Origin of the sequence: Natronosalvus vescus (assembly GCF_023973145.1) — an archaeon.
GTDB lineage: Archaea > Halobacteriota > Halobacteria > Halobacteriales > Natrialbaceae > Natronosalvus > Natronosalvus vescus.
This window is the reverse complement of the sequence record NZ_CP099546.1, coordinates 3,419,283-3,434,887: the sequence shown is the minus strand read 5'-3', so window position 1 is coordinate 3,434,887 and position 15,605 is coordinate 3,419,283. Positions and strand designations below refer to the sequence as shown.

The 15,605-nt window shown below is 64.3% G+C and carries 8 protein-coding genes and 1 tRNA gene; 2 read left to right on the top strand and 7 right to left on the bottom strand.

The window, feature by feature from the left end; genetic code table 11:
- Positions 1 to 102: 102 nt before the first annotated feature.
- Positions 103 to 4,662: a glutamate synthase large subunit gene (gene gltB, locus NGM68_RS16305; protein WP_252699282.1), complete on the top strand. Its 4,560-nt coding sequence runs from the start codon at positions 103 to 105 to the stop codon at positions 4,660 to 4,662.
- Positions 4,663 to 4,811: 149 nt separating this feature from the next.
- Here the strand turns inward: gltB and NGM68_RS16300 are convergent, their stop codons facing one another.
- From NGM68_RS16300 to NGM68_RS16285, 4 genes are all read right to left on the bottom strand, one after another.
- The gene (locus tag NGM68_RS16300) at positions 4,812 to 8,432 is read right to left on the bottom strand and encodes a UvrD-helicase domain-containing protein (protein ID WP_252699281.1); all 3,621 of its coding nucleotides are present in this window, start codon (positions 8,430 to 8,432) and stop codon (positions 4,812 to 4,814) included.
- Complete coding sequence (locus NGM68_RS16295; protein WP_252699280.1) at positions 8,425 to 9,504, bottom strand: PD-(D/E)XK nuclease family protein; 1,080 nt, start codon at positions 9,502 to 9,504, stop codon at positions 8,425 to 8,427. Before NGM68_RS16295 ends, NGM68_RS16300 begins: the two co-directional genes overlap by 8 nt.
- On the bottom strand, positions 9,501 to 11,747 hold the full coding sequence (locus NGM68_RS16290; protein WP_252699279.1) for a DEAD/DEAH box helicase: 2,247 nt from the start codon (positions 11,745 to 11,747) through the stop codon (positions 9,501 to 9,503). The genes NGM68_RS16295 and NGM68_RS16290 overlap by 4 nt, the downstream gene beginning before the upstream one ends.
- 126 nt (positions 11,748 to 11,873) lie before the next feature.
- Positions 11,874 to 12,353, bottom strand: a complete 480-nt coding sequence (locus tag NGM68_RS16285) for a hypothetical protein (protein WP_252699278.1) — start codon at positions 12,351 to 12,353, stop codon at positions 11,874 to 11,876.
- Positions 12,354 to 12,509: 156 nt separating this feature from the next.
- Between NGM68_RS16285 and NGM68_RS16280 the strand changes: the two genes are divergently transcribed.
- Positions 12,510 to 12,908 carry a CBS domain-containing protein gene (locus tag NGM68_RS16280; protein WP_252699277.1) on the top strand — a complete coding sequence of 133 codons (399 nt, stop codon included), beginning with the start codon at positions 12,510 to 12,512 and terminating at the stop codon, positions 12,906 to 12,908.
- Between the two features lie 198 nt (positions 12,909 to 13,106).
- Here the strand turns inward: NGM68_RS16280 and NGM68_RS16275 are convergent, their stop codons facing one another.
- The 3 genes from NGM68_RS16275 to NGM68_RS16265 all read right to left on the bottom strand — a co-directional run bounded on the left by NGM68_RS16275 (position 13,107) and on the right by NGM68_RS16265 (position 15,500).
- Positions 13,107 to 14,105 (bottom strand): trypsin-like peptidase domain-containing protein, encoded by a 999-nt coding sequence (locus tag NGM68_RS16275; protein WP_252699276.1) that lies wholly within the window; start codon positions 14,103 to 14,105, stop codon positions 13,107 to 13,109.
- A 164-nt stretch (positions 14,106 to 14,269) separates the two neighbouring features.
- Positions 14,270 to 14,342, bottom strand: a tRNA-Thr gene (locus NGM68_RS16270).
- A 135-nt stretch (positions 14,343 to 14,477) separates the two neighbouring features.
- Positions 14,478 to 15,500, bottom strand: a complete 1,023-nt coding sequence (locus NGM68_RS16265; protein ID WP_252699275.1) for a class I SAM-dependent methyltransferase — start codon at positions 15,498 to 15,500, stop codon at positions 14,478 to 14,480.
- Positions 15,501 to 15,605 lie beyond the last annotated feature (105 nt).

The window sequence follows — 15,605 nt, the reverse complement described above, 5'->3', positions numbered from 1 at the left end:
ACCTCGAGTACACCCGTATTGATAAAATAACCTAATATGTGATTATAATACACTTAGTCATTATGGGGTAACCTCTTATGGGAGATGCTCCCTCGTGAAGACATGCCACAGCCACACGGAGCCTCGTCGCTCCACAGCCACCGGGGTCTCGCGAGCCCCGACGACACGCGGTCGAACTGCGGTGTCGGCGTCGTCATGGATCTCGAGGGCGATTCGAGCCACGACGTCGTCGCCGACGGAATCGAGTTACTCGTGAACCTCGAGCACCGTGGAACCACCGGTGCCGAGGAGAATACCGGCGACGGTGCCGGGATCATGGTACAGACGCCCGATTCGTTCTTCGACGCGAATCTCGACGTCAATCTGCCGAGGCAGTACGCCGCCGGCTCGCTCTTTCTCCCACAGGATGCGACCGCCCGCAACCAACTCACCGATATCGTCACCGACGTTCTCGCGACGTACGACCTCGAGGTGCTGACCTGGCGGGACGTCCCCACTGACGCCGACGGCCTCGGCGAGACCGCACTGTCCTCTGAACCGGACGTCTGGCAGGTGTTCGTTGCGCCGACGGACGACCTCGAGCGCGAGGCCTTCGACCGACGGCTGTACGTTGCCCGACGCGCACTCGAGAACAGTGTCGAGAACACCGATATCGACGGCTCCGACCGCTTCTACGTCTGCTCGCTCGATTCGAAGACCGTCGTCTACAAGGGCCTGCTCAAGGGCGAACAGCTCGCGACCTACTACACGGATCTGACCGACGAGCGCCTCGAATCGACGTTCGTGATGGTGCACGAGCGCTTCTCGACGAACACCCTCGGTGCCTGGCACCTCGCTCACCCGTACCGCAACGTCGTTCACAACGGCGAGTTCAACACGATTCAGGGGAACGTCAACTGGATGCGCGCCCGCGAGACGGATCTCGAGAGCGACGTCATCTCGGATCTCGAGGCGGTCAAACCCGGCATCAACGATCCGACCCAGTCCGACACGGCGAGCGTCGACAACGCCGTCGAACTCCTCCTCCAGGACGGGCGCGACCTCGCGCACGTCCTTCGGATGCTCGTCCCCGAGGCCTGGCGGAGCGACGAGACCATGGATCAGGCTCGCCGGGACTGGTACGACTTCCACGCCTCGCTCGTCGAACCCTGGGACGGTCCGGCACTCGTCGCGGCAACCGATGGCGAGCGCGTCGGCGCAGTCCTCGATCGCAACGGGCTCCGTCCCTGCCGGTACGACGTGACGATCGACAATCGACTGATCATGGCCAGCGAGGCCGGTGCGCTCGAGACCGACCCCGAAAACCTCGCCGAACGCGGTCGACTCCAGCCGGGAGAACTCTTCCTCGCCGATCCGAACGAAGGGCGTGTTATCCCCGACGAGGAGGTCTTCGAGTCGCTGGTCGACGATCGCTACGGCGAGTGGGTCGCCAGCGAACAGGTGGCACTCGAGTCGATCGAAACGACGGGCGAACGTGCGCCCCAGCACGCCGTCCCGTCGATCCGAGCCGCTCAGGCCGCTTTCGGCTACACCCACGACGAACTCGAGAACATGATCGAGCCGATGACCCAGAAGGGGAAGGATCCTATCGGTTCGATGGGCGACGACACGCCGCTGTCGGTGCTCACCGAGTTCAACCGGCCGCTGTTCTCGTACTTCAAGCAACTGTTCGCGCAGGTGACGAATCCGCCGCTCGATTACATCCGGGAGGAGCGCGTCACCTCCCTCGAGTCCCGCCTGGGTTTCCAGCGCAACCTCCTCGCGGAGTCGCCCGAACACGCCCGTCAGCTCGTCGCCGACTCGCCGATACTCACCGACGCCCAGCTCGAGGCGATCCGCGGATGCGAGAAAAACGGTATTACGGCTGCGACGGTCGACATCACCTACGATCGAGGAGCCGTCGACGACGCAAAACCGGGGGCCGCACTCGAGGCCGCCATCGAACGCGTCCGCGAAGACGCAGTTGCCACCATCGAAGCGGGCCACGATGTCGTCGTCCTCTCCGACCGTGGTGTCGACGAAGACACCGTTCCCATCCCGAGTCTACTCGCAATGGGGGGCGTCCACCACCACCTCGTCCGCGAGGGGCTACGCAACCACGCCGGGATCGTCCTCGAGACTGGCGATCCCCGAACCGTCCACCAGTTCGCGACGCTGATCGGCTACGGCGCGGACGGGATCAACCCCTACCTCGCCTACCAGACCATCGAGGACGTCACCGCGGGCCCCGACGGCGCAGACATCGAGGTGGCGATCGACGCCTACGTCGGCGCGCTCGAGGACGGCATCCTGAAGACGAAGGCCAAGATGGGCATTTCGACGATCGAGAGCTACCAGGGCGCCCAGATCTTTGAGGCCGTCGGTCTGGACTCCTCGCTCGTCGCGGAGTACTTCGAGGGCACCGAGAACCGCACCGAAGGAATCGGGCTCGCCGAACTCGAGGCCGACGTGATGGAGCGCCACGCGGCCGCGTTCGACGAGAAGGAGGCGACGCTGGCCCGCCAGGGCGAGTTCGAGCACCGCTCGGATGGTATCCACCACCAGTGGAACCCACAGACCGTCGGCACTCTCCAGCAGGCCGTCCGCTCGGGCGATTACGAGCGCTATCGGGAGTACGCCGACCAGATCAACGACCAGTCGACTGACCTCCGGACGCTCCGGGGACTCCTCGAATTCGACAGCGACCGCGACCCGATCCCGATCGACGAGGTCGAACCCGTCCGAGACGTCGTCCAGCGGTTCTCTACGGCAGCGATGAGCCTGGGGAGCCTCTCTCCGGAAGCTCACGAGAATAACTCCGTCGCGATGAACCGAATCGGCGGGAAGTCCAACTCCGGCGAAGGCGGCGAACCGCCCGAGCGATTCGGCACCGAACGCGAATGTACCGTGAAACAGGTCGCCAGCGGCCGTTTCGGCGTGACGAGCACGTACCTCTCGAGCGCGGACGAACTCCAGATCAAGATGGCCCAGGGGAGCAAGCCCGGCGAGGGTGGCCACCTCCCCGGCCAGAAGGTCAATGAGATGATCGCCCACGTGCGCAAGTCGACCCCCGGCGTCGGCCTGATCTCACCGCCGCCACAGCACGACATTTACTCGATCGAGGATCTCAAACAGCTGATCTTCGACCTCAAAACGGCGAACGAAGACGCCGACATCAACGTCAAACTCGTCTCAGAAGCCGGGATTGGAACTATTGCCGCAGGAGTGGCGAAGGCGAACGCCGACGTCGTGCACATCTCGGGCCACTCCGGCGGCACCGGTGCCTCCCCACGAACCTCGATCAAACACGCGGGTCTCCCCTGGGAACTCGGCCTCGCTGAAGCGAACCAGATGCTCTGTGCGACCGGTCTCCGTGATCGCATTCGCGTCTCCGCCGACGGCGGGATGAAAACCGGCCGCGACGTCGCCGTCGCCGCCTTGCTCGGGGCCGAGGAGTACGTCTTCGGCACCGCCTCCCTCGTCGCCGAGGGCTGCGTGATGGCCCGCCAGTGTCACAAGAACACCTGTCCGGTCGGCGTCGCCACCCAGCGCGAGGATCTCCGCAAGCGCTTCCCCGGCGAACCCGAGCACGTCATCAACTTCGTGACGTTCATCGCCCAGGAACTGCGCGAGATCATGGCCGAACTCGGCTTCCGATCCCTGGAAGAGATGATCGGTCACGTCGACGTCCTCACCCAGCGGTCGGACGTCGACCACCCGAAAGCGCGGACGGTCGATCTCTCGGACGTCCTCGCCGACCCCGCCGGGGACGTGCGGACGAAGATTCGCGAGCAGGATCACGAACTCGATAAGCATCTCGATCGGACACTCATCGAGGATGCGGCCGATGCGATTGAATCCCAGACGCCGCGAACCCTCTCGAAATCCATCTCGAACGTCGACCGTGCTGTCGGCACGATGCTCTCGAACCGGATCACCAGCCGGTACGGCGAGCCAGGGCTGCCCGAGGACACTCTGACCGTCGACCTCGAGGGAACCGCCGGGCAAAGCTTCGGTGCGTTCCTCGCCAGCGGTGTCTCACTCCACCTCGAGGGCGGCGCGAACGACTACGTCGGCAAGGGACTCTCCGGCGGGAAGATCACCGTCCGGACGCCCGACACGGCCGGCTACGACCCAACCGAAAACGTCGCCATCGGCAACGTCGCGTTGTACGGTGCAACCGATGGCGAACTGTACGTCAACGGCGTCGCCGGCGAACGCTTCGCCGTCCGCAACTCCGGTGCCAAGGCGGTCGTCGAAGGCGTCGGCGACCACGGCTGTGAGTACATGACCGGCGGCGTCGTCGCCGTCCTCGGGGAAACGGGCACCAACTTCGCGGCCGGGATGTCCGGCGGTATCGCCTACGTCTACGACCCCGAATCGACGCTCCGCCGGGCCGCCAACACCGAAATGGTCTCGCTGTACGACGACCTCGACGAGGCCGACGAGGCCATGCTCGAGCGCCTGCTCGAAAACCACGTCGCCTACACCGGCTCCGGACGCGGCCGGGAACTGCTCGAGGAGTGGGAGGCGAGCCTCGAGGCGTTCGTGAAGGTCATGCCAGACGCCTACCACCAGGCGATTACGGAGGACGGGCGAGATGACGTCCGGGCGGAGTTGCCGGGTACGGCTGGCGCAGCCCCGGAACCGGAGTCGGCGGGCTACGCCGCGAGCGACGACTGACCAACCCTGCGTTTCGAGCGACCTGTAGTCGTCACAGCCGACTCGTTATTCGACTCTCGAGTCTCGAGCCGACTCACCTGCGATCAGTCGGCGGAATGGAGTGACTAGGATCGCCAGCCCGAGTTCGCCGAAATCGCTCGCCACACCGCTTACTCGAGGTGATCCGGCCCACAGCCCAGCGAGCGGTGGGCACAGTACTGACAGTGTGAGCCTGGCGTCGTCTCCGCGTACCCTGGCTGGTCGAGTGCCTCGAGCGCGTCGCGAACTGATTCCCAGGCGGGGACTACGGTGGATTGGCGGAGATCCACCCGCGGTCGGGAACCGTCGACCGGGCCAACGTAGACGTAGCCCACTGCGTCGACGGCCTCGCCGAACTGGCGTTCGTAGGCGCGGGCGTACAGCGAGAGCTGGACGGCCGAGTCGGGGTCGATCCGTTCGCCAGTGGCCTTGTAATCGAGGACGACCAGATCTCCGTCGGGCGTCCGACGAACGGTGTCGATCGCACCGACGACGGAACCGTCGACGCCAGGGACGTCGTCGACGGTGAACGACACTTCGGCGGCGAGTTCCGGCCACTCGTGGACGGGTGCGTCTATTTCAGGTGTGCCTGCCTCGAAGTATCGGTCGATACACGCCAGAACGGTCGGTTCGTGCTGGTGCTGGCCACGAGCCGCCAGCTGTCGCCTGGCGGCGTTCTCCCACTCGGATTGGCTTGTATAGCCTCGGTGGAACGACTCCTCGGCGACGGCGTGGAAGACGGTACCGACGAGGCGAGCGTTCTGGCGGGGTGCCGTCGGATCGGTGGCGTCGGCAGAACCCTCTCCGTTGCTCGAGTCGTCCGCTACTGGATCGTCCGGGGCACCGACGACGTACTCGAGGTAGTGCTTTCGCGGACACTCGCCGTGGGTTCGCAACGCGCTGTAGCTGTGGGTGAGCGCGCCGGGAGCGGAGTCACCGGTCGGATCGAAGAGGGCGTCGATCGAAAATCGAACGGCAGCCCGATCGAGCGCACCGGTTCGGCGGCTCGCTGGAATCGGTGTTTCGGACACGGACGGTGCCGCGTCGGACGCCGAGAGTAGGGAGCCGTTACGGAGCAACCGACCCAGGCGGTGGATCACCCCGACTGCCTCTGTGGCCTCGAGCGTGCGCTCGTCATCGCCGTCGGTGTAGGCAACCTCTCCCATCGGGCCCTGCGTGGTCGCTGAGAGGGTGTCGGTCACGTCCACAACGGTCTCCGGATAGGTTTCTTCGACCCGCTCGAACGCCTCGGTGAGTGTCGTCCAGAGATCCAGGCGCTCGCCTGTGACCGACCACTCGATCGATGACGGGAGGCACGCCTCGGCCGTGGACGACCCCAATGCATCCGATCCGCCCTCGTAGTCGTACTCGGAACCGAACACGAAGAGGTGATTTTCGGCCCGCGTCAGCGCAACGTGGAGAACGCGCCAGGATTCGGCGACCGGTTCGGTCGCGAGATCCGCATACAATGGTGACGGTGACCCCTCGTCCGCATCGAGCATGGCAGTGAGCAGTCGATATCGCGCGCTGTAGGCGTAGTCAGATCGGACACACCACTCCTCGTCGGAGCAGTACGGCACGAGTACCGTGTCGTACTGGAGGCCTTTTGCCTGGTGAACGGTCATAACGTCGATCGCATCTTCGGAGGTCGTTCCCTGCTGGCGGTCGCCAGATCCACCGGTCACCGCTCGCTCGAGCGCATCGACGAAGCGTGTCGAGAGCGACCCCAGCACGTCGTTGCCGTCGTACGTGTCGGCGAAGCGTTCGATCCGGTCGAAGGCACGTCGAGCCGCCGGCTCGAGGAACCACTCGAGTCGCGTTCGCTCACGGAACCGTCGCAGAAACTGGGTGAGGGGATAGGCGTCTGTCTCGGCCGTGAGCGCCTCGAGATCTGCTCGCGCTCGTTCGACGCGCGACGGGTTTTCTAGCGTGTCGATGTCGACGGAACGGAGTGCTTCGTACAGCCCGGTGTCGGCCGTCTGGAGTCGAGTCAGGTCAGTCTCCGACAGCCGGTATCGCATGAGCAACACCCGCCGGAGGTGGGTCTCGGCACCGGGGTCAGCGAGCACCCGGAGGTACGAGATGATCGTCTGGACGCCCGGGGCGGTCGAACCCACCGTCGAGCCGGCCCGCTCGTAGGGGATTTGGCGGGACTCGAGTTCGTCGGTGATCGCCTGTGCCTGAGCGTTCGTCCGGACGATCACGGCGATGTCGCCGACCGTTCGCTTCGGAACGCGGGCGCACTCGTCGGTGAGCAGGCGGGAAATCGTCATTCCCACCTGCTCTGGTACCGACCACGCGAGGTCGTCGCTCTCGACTTTCAGCACGCGGTGTAGCGGATTCGATTCGTCGTACTCGCCCGGGATTCGACCGAACTCCCGGAGCGTCTTCGACGTCTGCGGCCCGTACGAACAGTGATTCGTGAGATCCAGGATCTCCTGTCTCGATCGGAAGTTCACCTCGAGTTCGATCGACTCGTGATCCGGGTCGTCCGCACCGACGCGCTCGAGGCCCCTGGGATCGGTGCCACGCCAGCCGTAGATCGCCTGGTCGGTGTCGCCGATCGCGAGCAGCTCCGGTCGGTCGTCGCCACGGGTGAGTTCGGTCACCAGCGACCACTGGGTCGCGTCGGTGTCCTGAAACTCGTCGCAGTAAACGTGTGTCCACCGACCGACGATTTCGTCGGCGACCCTCGGATCGGCAACCAGTCGCGTTGCCGTCCGAACGAGTTCGTCGAAGTCGACGGCACCCTCCGTCGCAAGGAGCTCCCGATAGTCCGCGTAGATCGCCGTGTAGTGGATCGCTTGCCTGAGAAAGGCCACGTAGTGTTCGAGGCGACCGATCGGCGTCTGCTCGATCGCCTTCGTTCGATCCCCCCAGATCTGGTTTGCGAAGAGCACCCGAGGAAGCTGTTTCGTAGTAGGATCGTCGAGATCCATCGCGCCGTGAACGTTCGTCACGCAGGCCTGGACGGTGCGGAGATACGCGTCGATCTCCTCGACGAGTGGTTCCTCCCGGAACGAAGCCGGAGATTCGGCGATCTTCTCCCGGCAGAACGTCAACCGCGTGCCGTAGCTGACGAGTGCTTCGCGGGCTGCCTCGAGATGTTCGTCCCGGTTGAAGTATCGGAGCGCTTCGTTGTCGAACGAGAGCGACGCGGTGGCTTCCCGCCGGGCCATCGAGAGGAGTTCGTCGAGGAAGTTGAGCGTGCGCTCGTCGGGGAGCGCCGCCTCAAGGTCGTCGGGATCGATGTTCTCCCGGCTCATGACGGAAACGAACTCGTCGACGGTTCTCGCGAGCGTCGCCGGTGTTGCCCGCTCACCGGGTGCAACGTCGACCGCCGCGAACCCGTAATCGCGCTCGGCGAGCAGCCGATTCAGGAGTCGTCGCCGGCCGCGTTCGGTGACGACCTCGAACGACGGCGAAAGGCCGAGGTAGTAGGCGTACTCCCGAACCAGCCGATAACATAGCGAGTGGTAGGTGTAAACGTCGATGCGTGCGGCCACCGCGGGCTCGAGTCTGTCGGCGATCGACTCTCGGATGTTGGCGGCAGCCTCGTTCGCGAAGGTGACGACGAGGATCTCCTCGGGGTCGACGTCCCCGCGTTCGAGTGCCCGTTCGATCCGCATGAGCATCGTCGTCGTCTTGCCGGTTCCGGCACCGGCGTCGACCGATATGCACGTCGCGTCGCTCTCGATGACTGCTCGCTGATTGCCCTGTGGGGTCTGTGATCGGTCTCCCTCCTCACCCATCGAACGCCACCTCGCTCGAGAGATACTCCGGACAACAGACGGTGTACGGGCAGGTCGGACAGGCGTGGCGTTCGATCTGTTCCCAGCGCTCGGTGGGTTCGTACGATCCCGTCGACGCCGCGTATGTGACCCGTTTGAGCTGGCCGTCGATCGTTCGATTGCGATGCTCGAGCGTCATCCCGAAGGTGTCGTGGTCGAGATACCGATCGGTGAGATCGATTGGCTCGAGCGTCGTTTCGACGCGGTCGCGATGCCAGTTGACTGAGAGCCCACCTCGATCGAGGAGTGGGATCTGGACGTATCGGCAGGTTCGGGCGTCCTCCAGCCCCAGTCGATCCCGGAGGGTGCGGAGACCCTCGAGCACCGTGGCCGTCTCGAACAGGGTGCCGACGAGACGCGGTTCGAACCTGTCGGATTCTGGGTCGACGTGATCGGCGAACGCGTCTTCAATGTCGCCCTCCCACGAGTCGCGATAGCGAGCCAGTCCGAGGTGGTCGGGCGCCGCCACGAATCGGACACCGACGAACGAGGATCCCTCGAGGAAGGCGTAGTCGATGGTGGCGTCGATGTCGAGGTCGACGACGTTCTCACCGCCCACTCGAGTAGCGGAAACCGTCGCCGTCACCGGCAGATCGGGGCCGACCAGCTCCCCCGTAATGCCGGTCGCCCTGGTCGCGTACAGCCCCTTGGCGTGGTCGCAACCGACCGCTTCGGCGTAGGCTCGAATCGTGGCCTCGAGCACGCGCCGTTCGTGACGGCGCTGTGTGGGTGAGTGAACCTCCTCGGCGTAGTCGTCCCATTGGGTTTCGAACTCCTCGAGTGCCCGTTCCTCGAGCGTCTCGACGTCGCCGGCTCGAAGCGCCGCACAGATCGCTCTCCGCAGGAGGTGCAAGCGGTCGGTCTCGGGGCTCTCGTCGTCGGCTGTGAGCCGATAGACGTGCTCGTACTCGTACTGGCGTGGGCAGGAGAGGTACGTCTGGATCCCCTCGATGGGGACGTTGTGGCGGTCACTCGAGTCACTCGAGCCGCTCTCGTCGCCCGTGTCCGCATCCGGGTCGGGTTCGGCGGTCATCGACGAACTTCCCCCGCGGCAAATTCGAACTGCGTCTCGATGGCCTGTCGGAGTTCCTCGTCGACGCACCCGCCAGCAACCCTGTCATTGCCACCTTCGACGGTTCCGTCATCGTCACCTGCAGCATCCTCGGCCCAACCACCAGCATCCCTGTCACCCCCGACAGTCTCGAGTGCGAGCGCGATCTCCTGCATCCACTCCTCGCTATCTGAGAGCGACGCCACTTCACCGATCGATGTCCGTCGCCGGAGGGTCTCGAGGTCGTTCCAGGGCGTCCCCAGAATCGCCTCGAGCGTGCGCTGGCGGCCGTGGATCCGCCCGCGAGTATCGGGGGGATCGACGTCTTCCAGTTCGACGACTGGCGAGGCGTCGAGTTCGCGAACGAACCGGGATTCCTCATGCGTTCGGCGTAATCCGTCGGTTTCGCGCTCGTACGAGCAGAGACAGAGGTGGCACCGTGCGGCCCGCGAAGCCAGCGCGAGTTTCCGACGCGATCGTTCGGCGTGGTAGCGCTCGAAGGGATCGGCCACCGCTTCGTCCGCCCTGACCGTGGCGAACGTCTCCTCGAGTTCCACCGGTGTCGGATTCGTCACGGCGGGAAACGCCGGCATCGACCGCAGCCACGCCTGAGGAAACAACGGGGTCAGAAACTGCGTCCCCGGATAGTTGTCGTCGGTCAGATCGAGCACGAACACGGCCTCCCGCGTGTCGGTGGCGAGGTCGTCGATCGGACAGACGGACACTCCGCCACCGGTCGTGGCGGTCTCGATGGTGTGGACGTGAGGCGCGTCGTACTCGATCGTCCGCTGGAGCATCCGGCGGAGGCCCTGCCAGTCGGGGGCAACGAGGTCGGTCTGCTCGACGAAACGGGCAATCTCGAGGACGCGGCGAACGCTCTCGAACTGTTCGCGAGCGTCGACCCAGGGCTCGTCGCGTGCGATGCGGCCTTTGAGGTTCGTCACCTCGAGCCAGCGCTCGAGGGTCGTCGTCACCGACCGGTCTCGGCAGGTTTCGAGCGTGGTCGGCGAGAAGTCGGGAACGCGAGCGGCCAGTCGATCGACGACGACCTCCTCGAGGTCGGCCGTGGAGCGGCCCCGATCGAGCGTACACTGGGCTTCGATGACCGCGTACAGTTCGCTGACGGCCGGATCGTCCGCCAGCGACGGTGTGCCGACGGTCGCCGTCGGCACCCCGGCGTCACGTAGCCACCGTCGGGTGGGCGGGATCCGCTCCGCTCGCGGCACGGCGACGGCGACCTCGTCGTACGACCAGCCCTCCCGAACACACAGTGACTCGATCTCGCGGGCGACCTGTGTGGCCTGGTCGCGGGCGGTTTCGGCCCGGATTCGGTAGGCGGTGCCAGACGGATCCTGCTCGTCCACTGGGGGTGAGCCGGTTGCCAGGAGCTCTGTAATCGTTCGGTGGGGCGTCTCCGGTCCCGTCTCGCGTGCTGGGGGACGGCACTCGAGACCGACCCCGGTCGCAATCGACTCGAGCGAGCCTGGTTCGACGCGGGTACGTTCGACGCTCGCGTGCCGTTGCCCGACACAGACGAGGTCGGCGTCGGCGGTCAGCGCCGCCAGATAGTGTCGATCCAGCCGGCGAAACTCCTCGAACTGCACTGCGAGAACGGCGTCGAACGATGCGGTGACGCGCTCTCGGAGGCCGTCGGCGTCCGCCTCGAGCAAATCGACGACCCGGGGAATCACGCTCGCCCGCTCGATGAACCCCCGTGCCTCGAGTTCGTCGTGAAACCGATCGTTCATCGCGTAGAGGTAGGCGAGACAAGAATGGGTGTCTGGATCGATGGTCGTCGAATCGATTCGTTGCCGGGTCGCCTCGAGCAGGAGACGACCCACGTCACGGGCGAACCCATCGTGGTCGCTGGCACGCTCGAGGTACGGCGGGACGTCGCGACTCGCTCCGGCGATGACGAGCGAGATGAGTTCGATCCGCTCTTCGTACTCGAGGCGTTCGAGCGTCGGATCGTACTCCTCGAGTACCTTTGAGGCGTGTTCGGGCAGGGCCTCGAGTCGGGGCGTGTGGATCGTATCGGCTTCGACCAGCGTCCGTTCGAGTCGCTCGAGTCCCGACGGATGGCGTTGGAGGACGAGGACGTTCTTTGCGCCGACGCGGTCGACCAGGTCGGCGTACTCGTCGGTGATACACGCGTGGAGGTCGCTTCGGGGGTGGGAACAGGCGACGAGCGTTCCCTCGAGGGCCGGCGGCCCGTCTGGCGGCATGGTGGTCTGTCACGGTGTAGTGACTGTATGGTACTTAAACCTGTGTCCGATCGGAATAGTCGGGACTCGAGCAGGGGTCGCTACCGCTGCCCTGATTGGAACCCTACCGTTTCCCTGATTGAACCGCTACCGCTCTACCGGTTCCCGGGGGCGATCCATCGTGTCGAGGACGGTCAGGTACGCGACGTACAGGAGGGCAGCGACCACGAGCGAGACCGCCACGACAGTGACGCCGACGAAGTTGTCGAGGAAGACCTCGGGCTGGTTCAAAATGTACACGCCACCTTCGACCGCGAGGACGAACAGGGCCCCATAGACTGCGGCGACGGCGATACCCCGGGCGACGGCCACGACGATCCCTGCCTGACGGCTGTTGAGGAGTTCGATGACGAACAACAGGGCGATTGCGAGCAAGTAAAACGGTTCGGGAAGTCCCTGTCCGATAGCTCGAGGCCCCTGGATCGCGAGCCAGCCGTAGTAGGCGAGTGCCAGCAAAACCCCGGCGACGAACGTCATCGCGACGCCGTAGCCCGTCGTCGCGTCGACTCGAGATTGCGTCTGCTGGGTGTCGGCGTCGCCCGCGTCGGCGGTATCTCGTTCGGCCATTACGCAATTTAAGCGGGCCAGACGGTTAGTTCTGGAGGGCATATTCAACGAGCGTGACATCGACGCTCTGGAAACGAGGGCATACGCTGTATCGGTGCGTACATAGCTACCACTTGCCACGACAACATTTATACGATGCGTCCATCACCCTCACGTATGGACGATATTTTCGTCGCACGCCTGATGACTTCCGATCTCGTGACCGTCACGCCAGATACGCTCGTCGAAGACGCCGGACAAAAACTGCTCGAGCACGGCATTAGCTCGCTCGTCGTCGTCGACGAGGACGGACACCTCGAGGGGATCCTGACGACGACCGACTTCGTGACCATCGTCGCCGAAAGCTTCCCGAAGGCCGAGACGACCGTCTCCCGGTACATGACGACCGACGTCGTCACCGCCTCGCCCCAGCAACCGATCGTCGATGTGGCCGACGCGATGCTCGAGCGGGGGATTCACCACATGCCCGTCACCGACGACGATGGCAGCGTCGTCGGCATCGTGACGACGACCGATCTGGCGAGCTATCTGACGACGCTCCGGGCGTCTGTGTAAGCGTCGCCGCCGTTACCAGCGTAATCTAATTCGTCGAACCCCTCTACGTTGTCCTCAAGGAGTGTGACTCGAGGTGCCTTTACGCCGTTCTATTCGTATCACGTTTCCACTCGCCACCCTATTTCGGGCACGTAACCCAGATCCGAATTACCAGTACCGCACCGCCGCACTGCCAAAGGCCCCTTCGTTTCGACCGTTTCAAACGAGCGTATCGGCTGCCGTGTGAATTCGGCGCATATAGGAGTGGGCTCCGTTTACCGCTTTTTCGAACGCCGTAAGCACGTTTCTGTCCCCCGACTGCGGGGCGTCGCCAATCTGTCGATGCTGTCGTCGCGTGTATCGGCCGCCCCAGGTCATTCCGATAACGTCGCCGTCGAGGTCGAGGACGGGAGCGCCGCTGACGCCCGGTTGACCCGGAATATTCGACGTGAAAAACGGTTCTTCGTGGGCGATGAAGGGCCCTCCAGCGGCTGTCCAGAACTCGAGGCTGTACGGATGGCCGATCTGAACGAGCGGTTCGTCCGGGCCGAGCTCTCGCGAGATCCCGTACTTCATCCGCCTCCCTGCCGTGATCGAGCCAGCGACCTCGAGAAAGCCAATGTCCTCCCGGTCGTCGAAGATCTCGTCTCCTCCGTACGTGTACCCGAGCAGGTCGCCTGTCGATCGGTTCCCCTCGTAATCCCAGACGTGATAGCGGGTTATCGAGTGGTCGTCTGGCAGCCGTTGCGGCTCGACCACGTGGGCATTCGTTGCGATCACGCCATCGTCGTACACCCAGCCGGTTCCGACGCTCCAGAGACCGTCGTCGGTGATCGCGTCTATAACGACGACCGATTCTTTCCATTCGTCCGCGATCTGCTGGAGCGCTTCGATCGTTGCTTGATCGAATCCCCAGAGATTAGCGGCTTCGAGACGTTGCCGCGAGCGTTCGAGGTCGTTCTCGAGATCAGACACCTGCTGTTTGAGTGCGTCGTTTTCCGCGGTGACCGCAGCGAGCTCCGCCTCGAGGGCGTCGATCCGGTCTTCCGCCTCGGTATCGACGGCTCGAGACTGGTCGTTGGCATCACCGTCGTCATCAATTTCCCTGCTCGTAGGCGTAGCACAGCCCGCGAGAGCCATCCCGAACCCAACGCCCATCCCGCCCAAAAGTGCGCGACGTGAGGGCGATTTCGGATCGTCATGGTTCGAGCCGTCCATGCGTACCTCTCATACGGAAGACGGACAGTAACGTTTTTTGGCTCTTTTTTGCTCGTTGTCTCAGACGTGGCGTGTCGTGTCGAACGCTGACAACGCGGCAGAGATGGACGAAATCAAGATCCTATCAGGGCGTGGCTTCCGCTTCGTCACGAGGAATAGAAAAGAGCCAGTGGAGGGATTTGAACCCTCGACCTAATCCTTACGAAGGATTCGCTCTGCCGGCTGAGCTACACTGGCGCGGATCATCGCGTCCACTTCTACGTAGGATCGAAAGCCGGCATAAGGATTGCGAATCGTATCCGCTATCGAGAGCCGTGTCAACGCGACTCAGCGCTCGAGGCCGCTCTTCAAACGACTGTGATCAGACGGTGATCAACGTTCGAGGCGGACGTCCAGACAGACGTTGAGTTCGTGTGGAGCGTACGACCGGACGACGCGGCGGGTCTCGACGGACACCTCGTAGGCTGGTTCGGCGGCCTCCCGAATCGTTCGCTCGCCTGGCCCGAAGGGATCGTCCTCGTGCTGGATGTCGTAGTAGTGGACGAGGCAGTCGTCGCCGGCGATCGTGACCGCGGACTCGAGGAACTCGTCGGCACTGTGCGGCAGGTTCATCACGATCCGGTCGGCCCAGTTGCCGTACTCGGGTGCGACCGACCGCACGTCCGCACAGATCGCCGTCACGCGATCCTCGACGCCGTTTCGTTCGGCGTTGATTCGGAGGTACTCGATCGCCGTCTCGTTTACGTCGACGCCCACACACTCGGCCCCACGTTTGGCGAACGGGATCACGAACGGGCCGACGCCTGCGAACATGTCGAACGCTCGCTCGCCCGTCGTCACCTGCTGGGCGACCCGATGGCGCTCCGTCGCGAGGCGCGGTGAGAAGTACACCTCGGCGAGGTCGAGTTCGAACGTACAGCCGTACTCACGGTGGACGACAGTCGTCCCCTCACCGGCGAGGACGTCCCAGTCGCGGACGCGCGTCTCGCCTTTGATCTTCGAGGCCTTGTTCAACACCGTCTCGAGCGGCAGATCCGAGTCGGCGATTGCGCGAGCGATCTCGCGGGCCCGTTCGTCGTCGTCCTCCTCGAGGAGGGCTGTCTCGCCCAGGCGTTCGTAGGAGGGTTCCCAGCCGAGGATGTCAGCCGGCATGGTCTGTGTCTTTCGCGGCGGTGCTGCGTAGTCGACGACATCGTACGCGATGACCTTCCCCTCGGTCTCGGCAGCCGATCCCTCGAGTGCGTCTGTGGCTTCCTCGACGTCACGGATCGGGATATAGAGCCACCTCTCCTCGACGGTGATGTCAAACTCGTCGGCGACGACGTCCGCGTCGGCGAGGCGACTTCGAACAGCCTCCCCGTGTTTGGGCGCGACGCGGACACACGGCACGTCCATACGCGTTCTCGCCGCTCGGGTACCCTAACGCTGACGTTTCGTCGCCGTAGGATGACCAGCGCAGTCACCAGGGTATCGGCCTCGAGAGCAGATCACCAATCGTTT

Coding starts and splice junctions, on each gene's coding strand:
- gltB (WP_252699282.1), top strand. CDS start 103: ATGCCACAGCCACACGGAGCCTCGTCGCTCCACAGCCACCGGGGTCTC.
- NGM68_RS16265 (WP_252699275.1), bottom strand. CDS start 15,500: ATGGACGTGCCGTGTGTCCGCGTCGCGCCCAAACACGGGGAGGCTGTT.
- NGM68_RS16275 (WP_252699276.1), bottom strand. CDS start 14,105: ATGGACGGCTCGAACCATGACGATCCGAAATCGCCCTCACGTCGCGCA.
- NGM68_RS16285 (WP_252699278.1), bottom strand. CDS start 12,353: ATGGCCGAACGAGATACCGCCGACGCGGGCGACGCCGACACCCAGCAG.
- NGM68_RS16300 (WP_252699281.1), bottom strand. CDS start 8,432: ATGGGTGAGGAGGGAGACCGATCACAGACCCCACAGGGCAATCAGCGA.
- NGM68_RS16290 (WP_252699279.1), bottom strand. CDS start 11,747: ATGCCGCCAGACGGGCCGCCGGCCCTCGAGGGAACGCTCGTCGCCTGT.
- NGM68_RS16295 (WP_252699280.1), bottom strand. CDS start 9,504: ATGACCGCCGAACCCGACCCGGATGCGGACACGGGCGACGAGAGCGGC.
- NGM68_RS16280 (WP_252699277.1), top strand. CDS start 12,510: ATGGACGATATTTTCGTCGCACGCCTGATGACTTCCGATCTCGTGACC.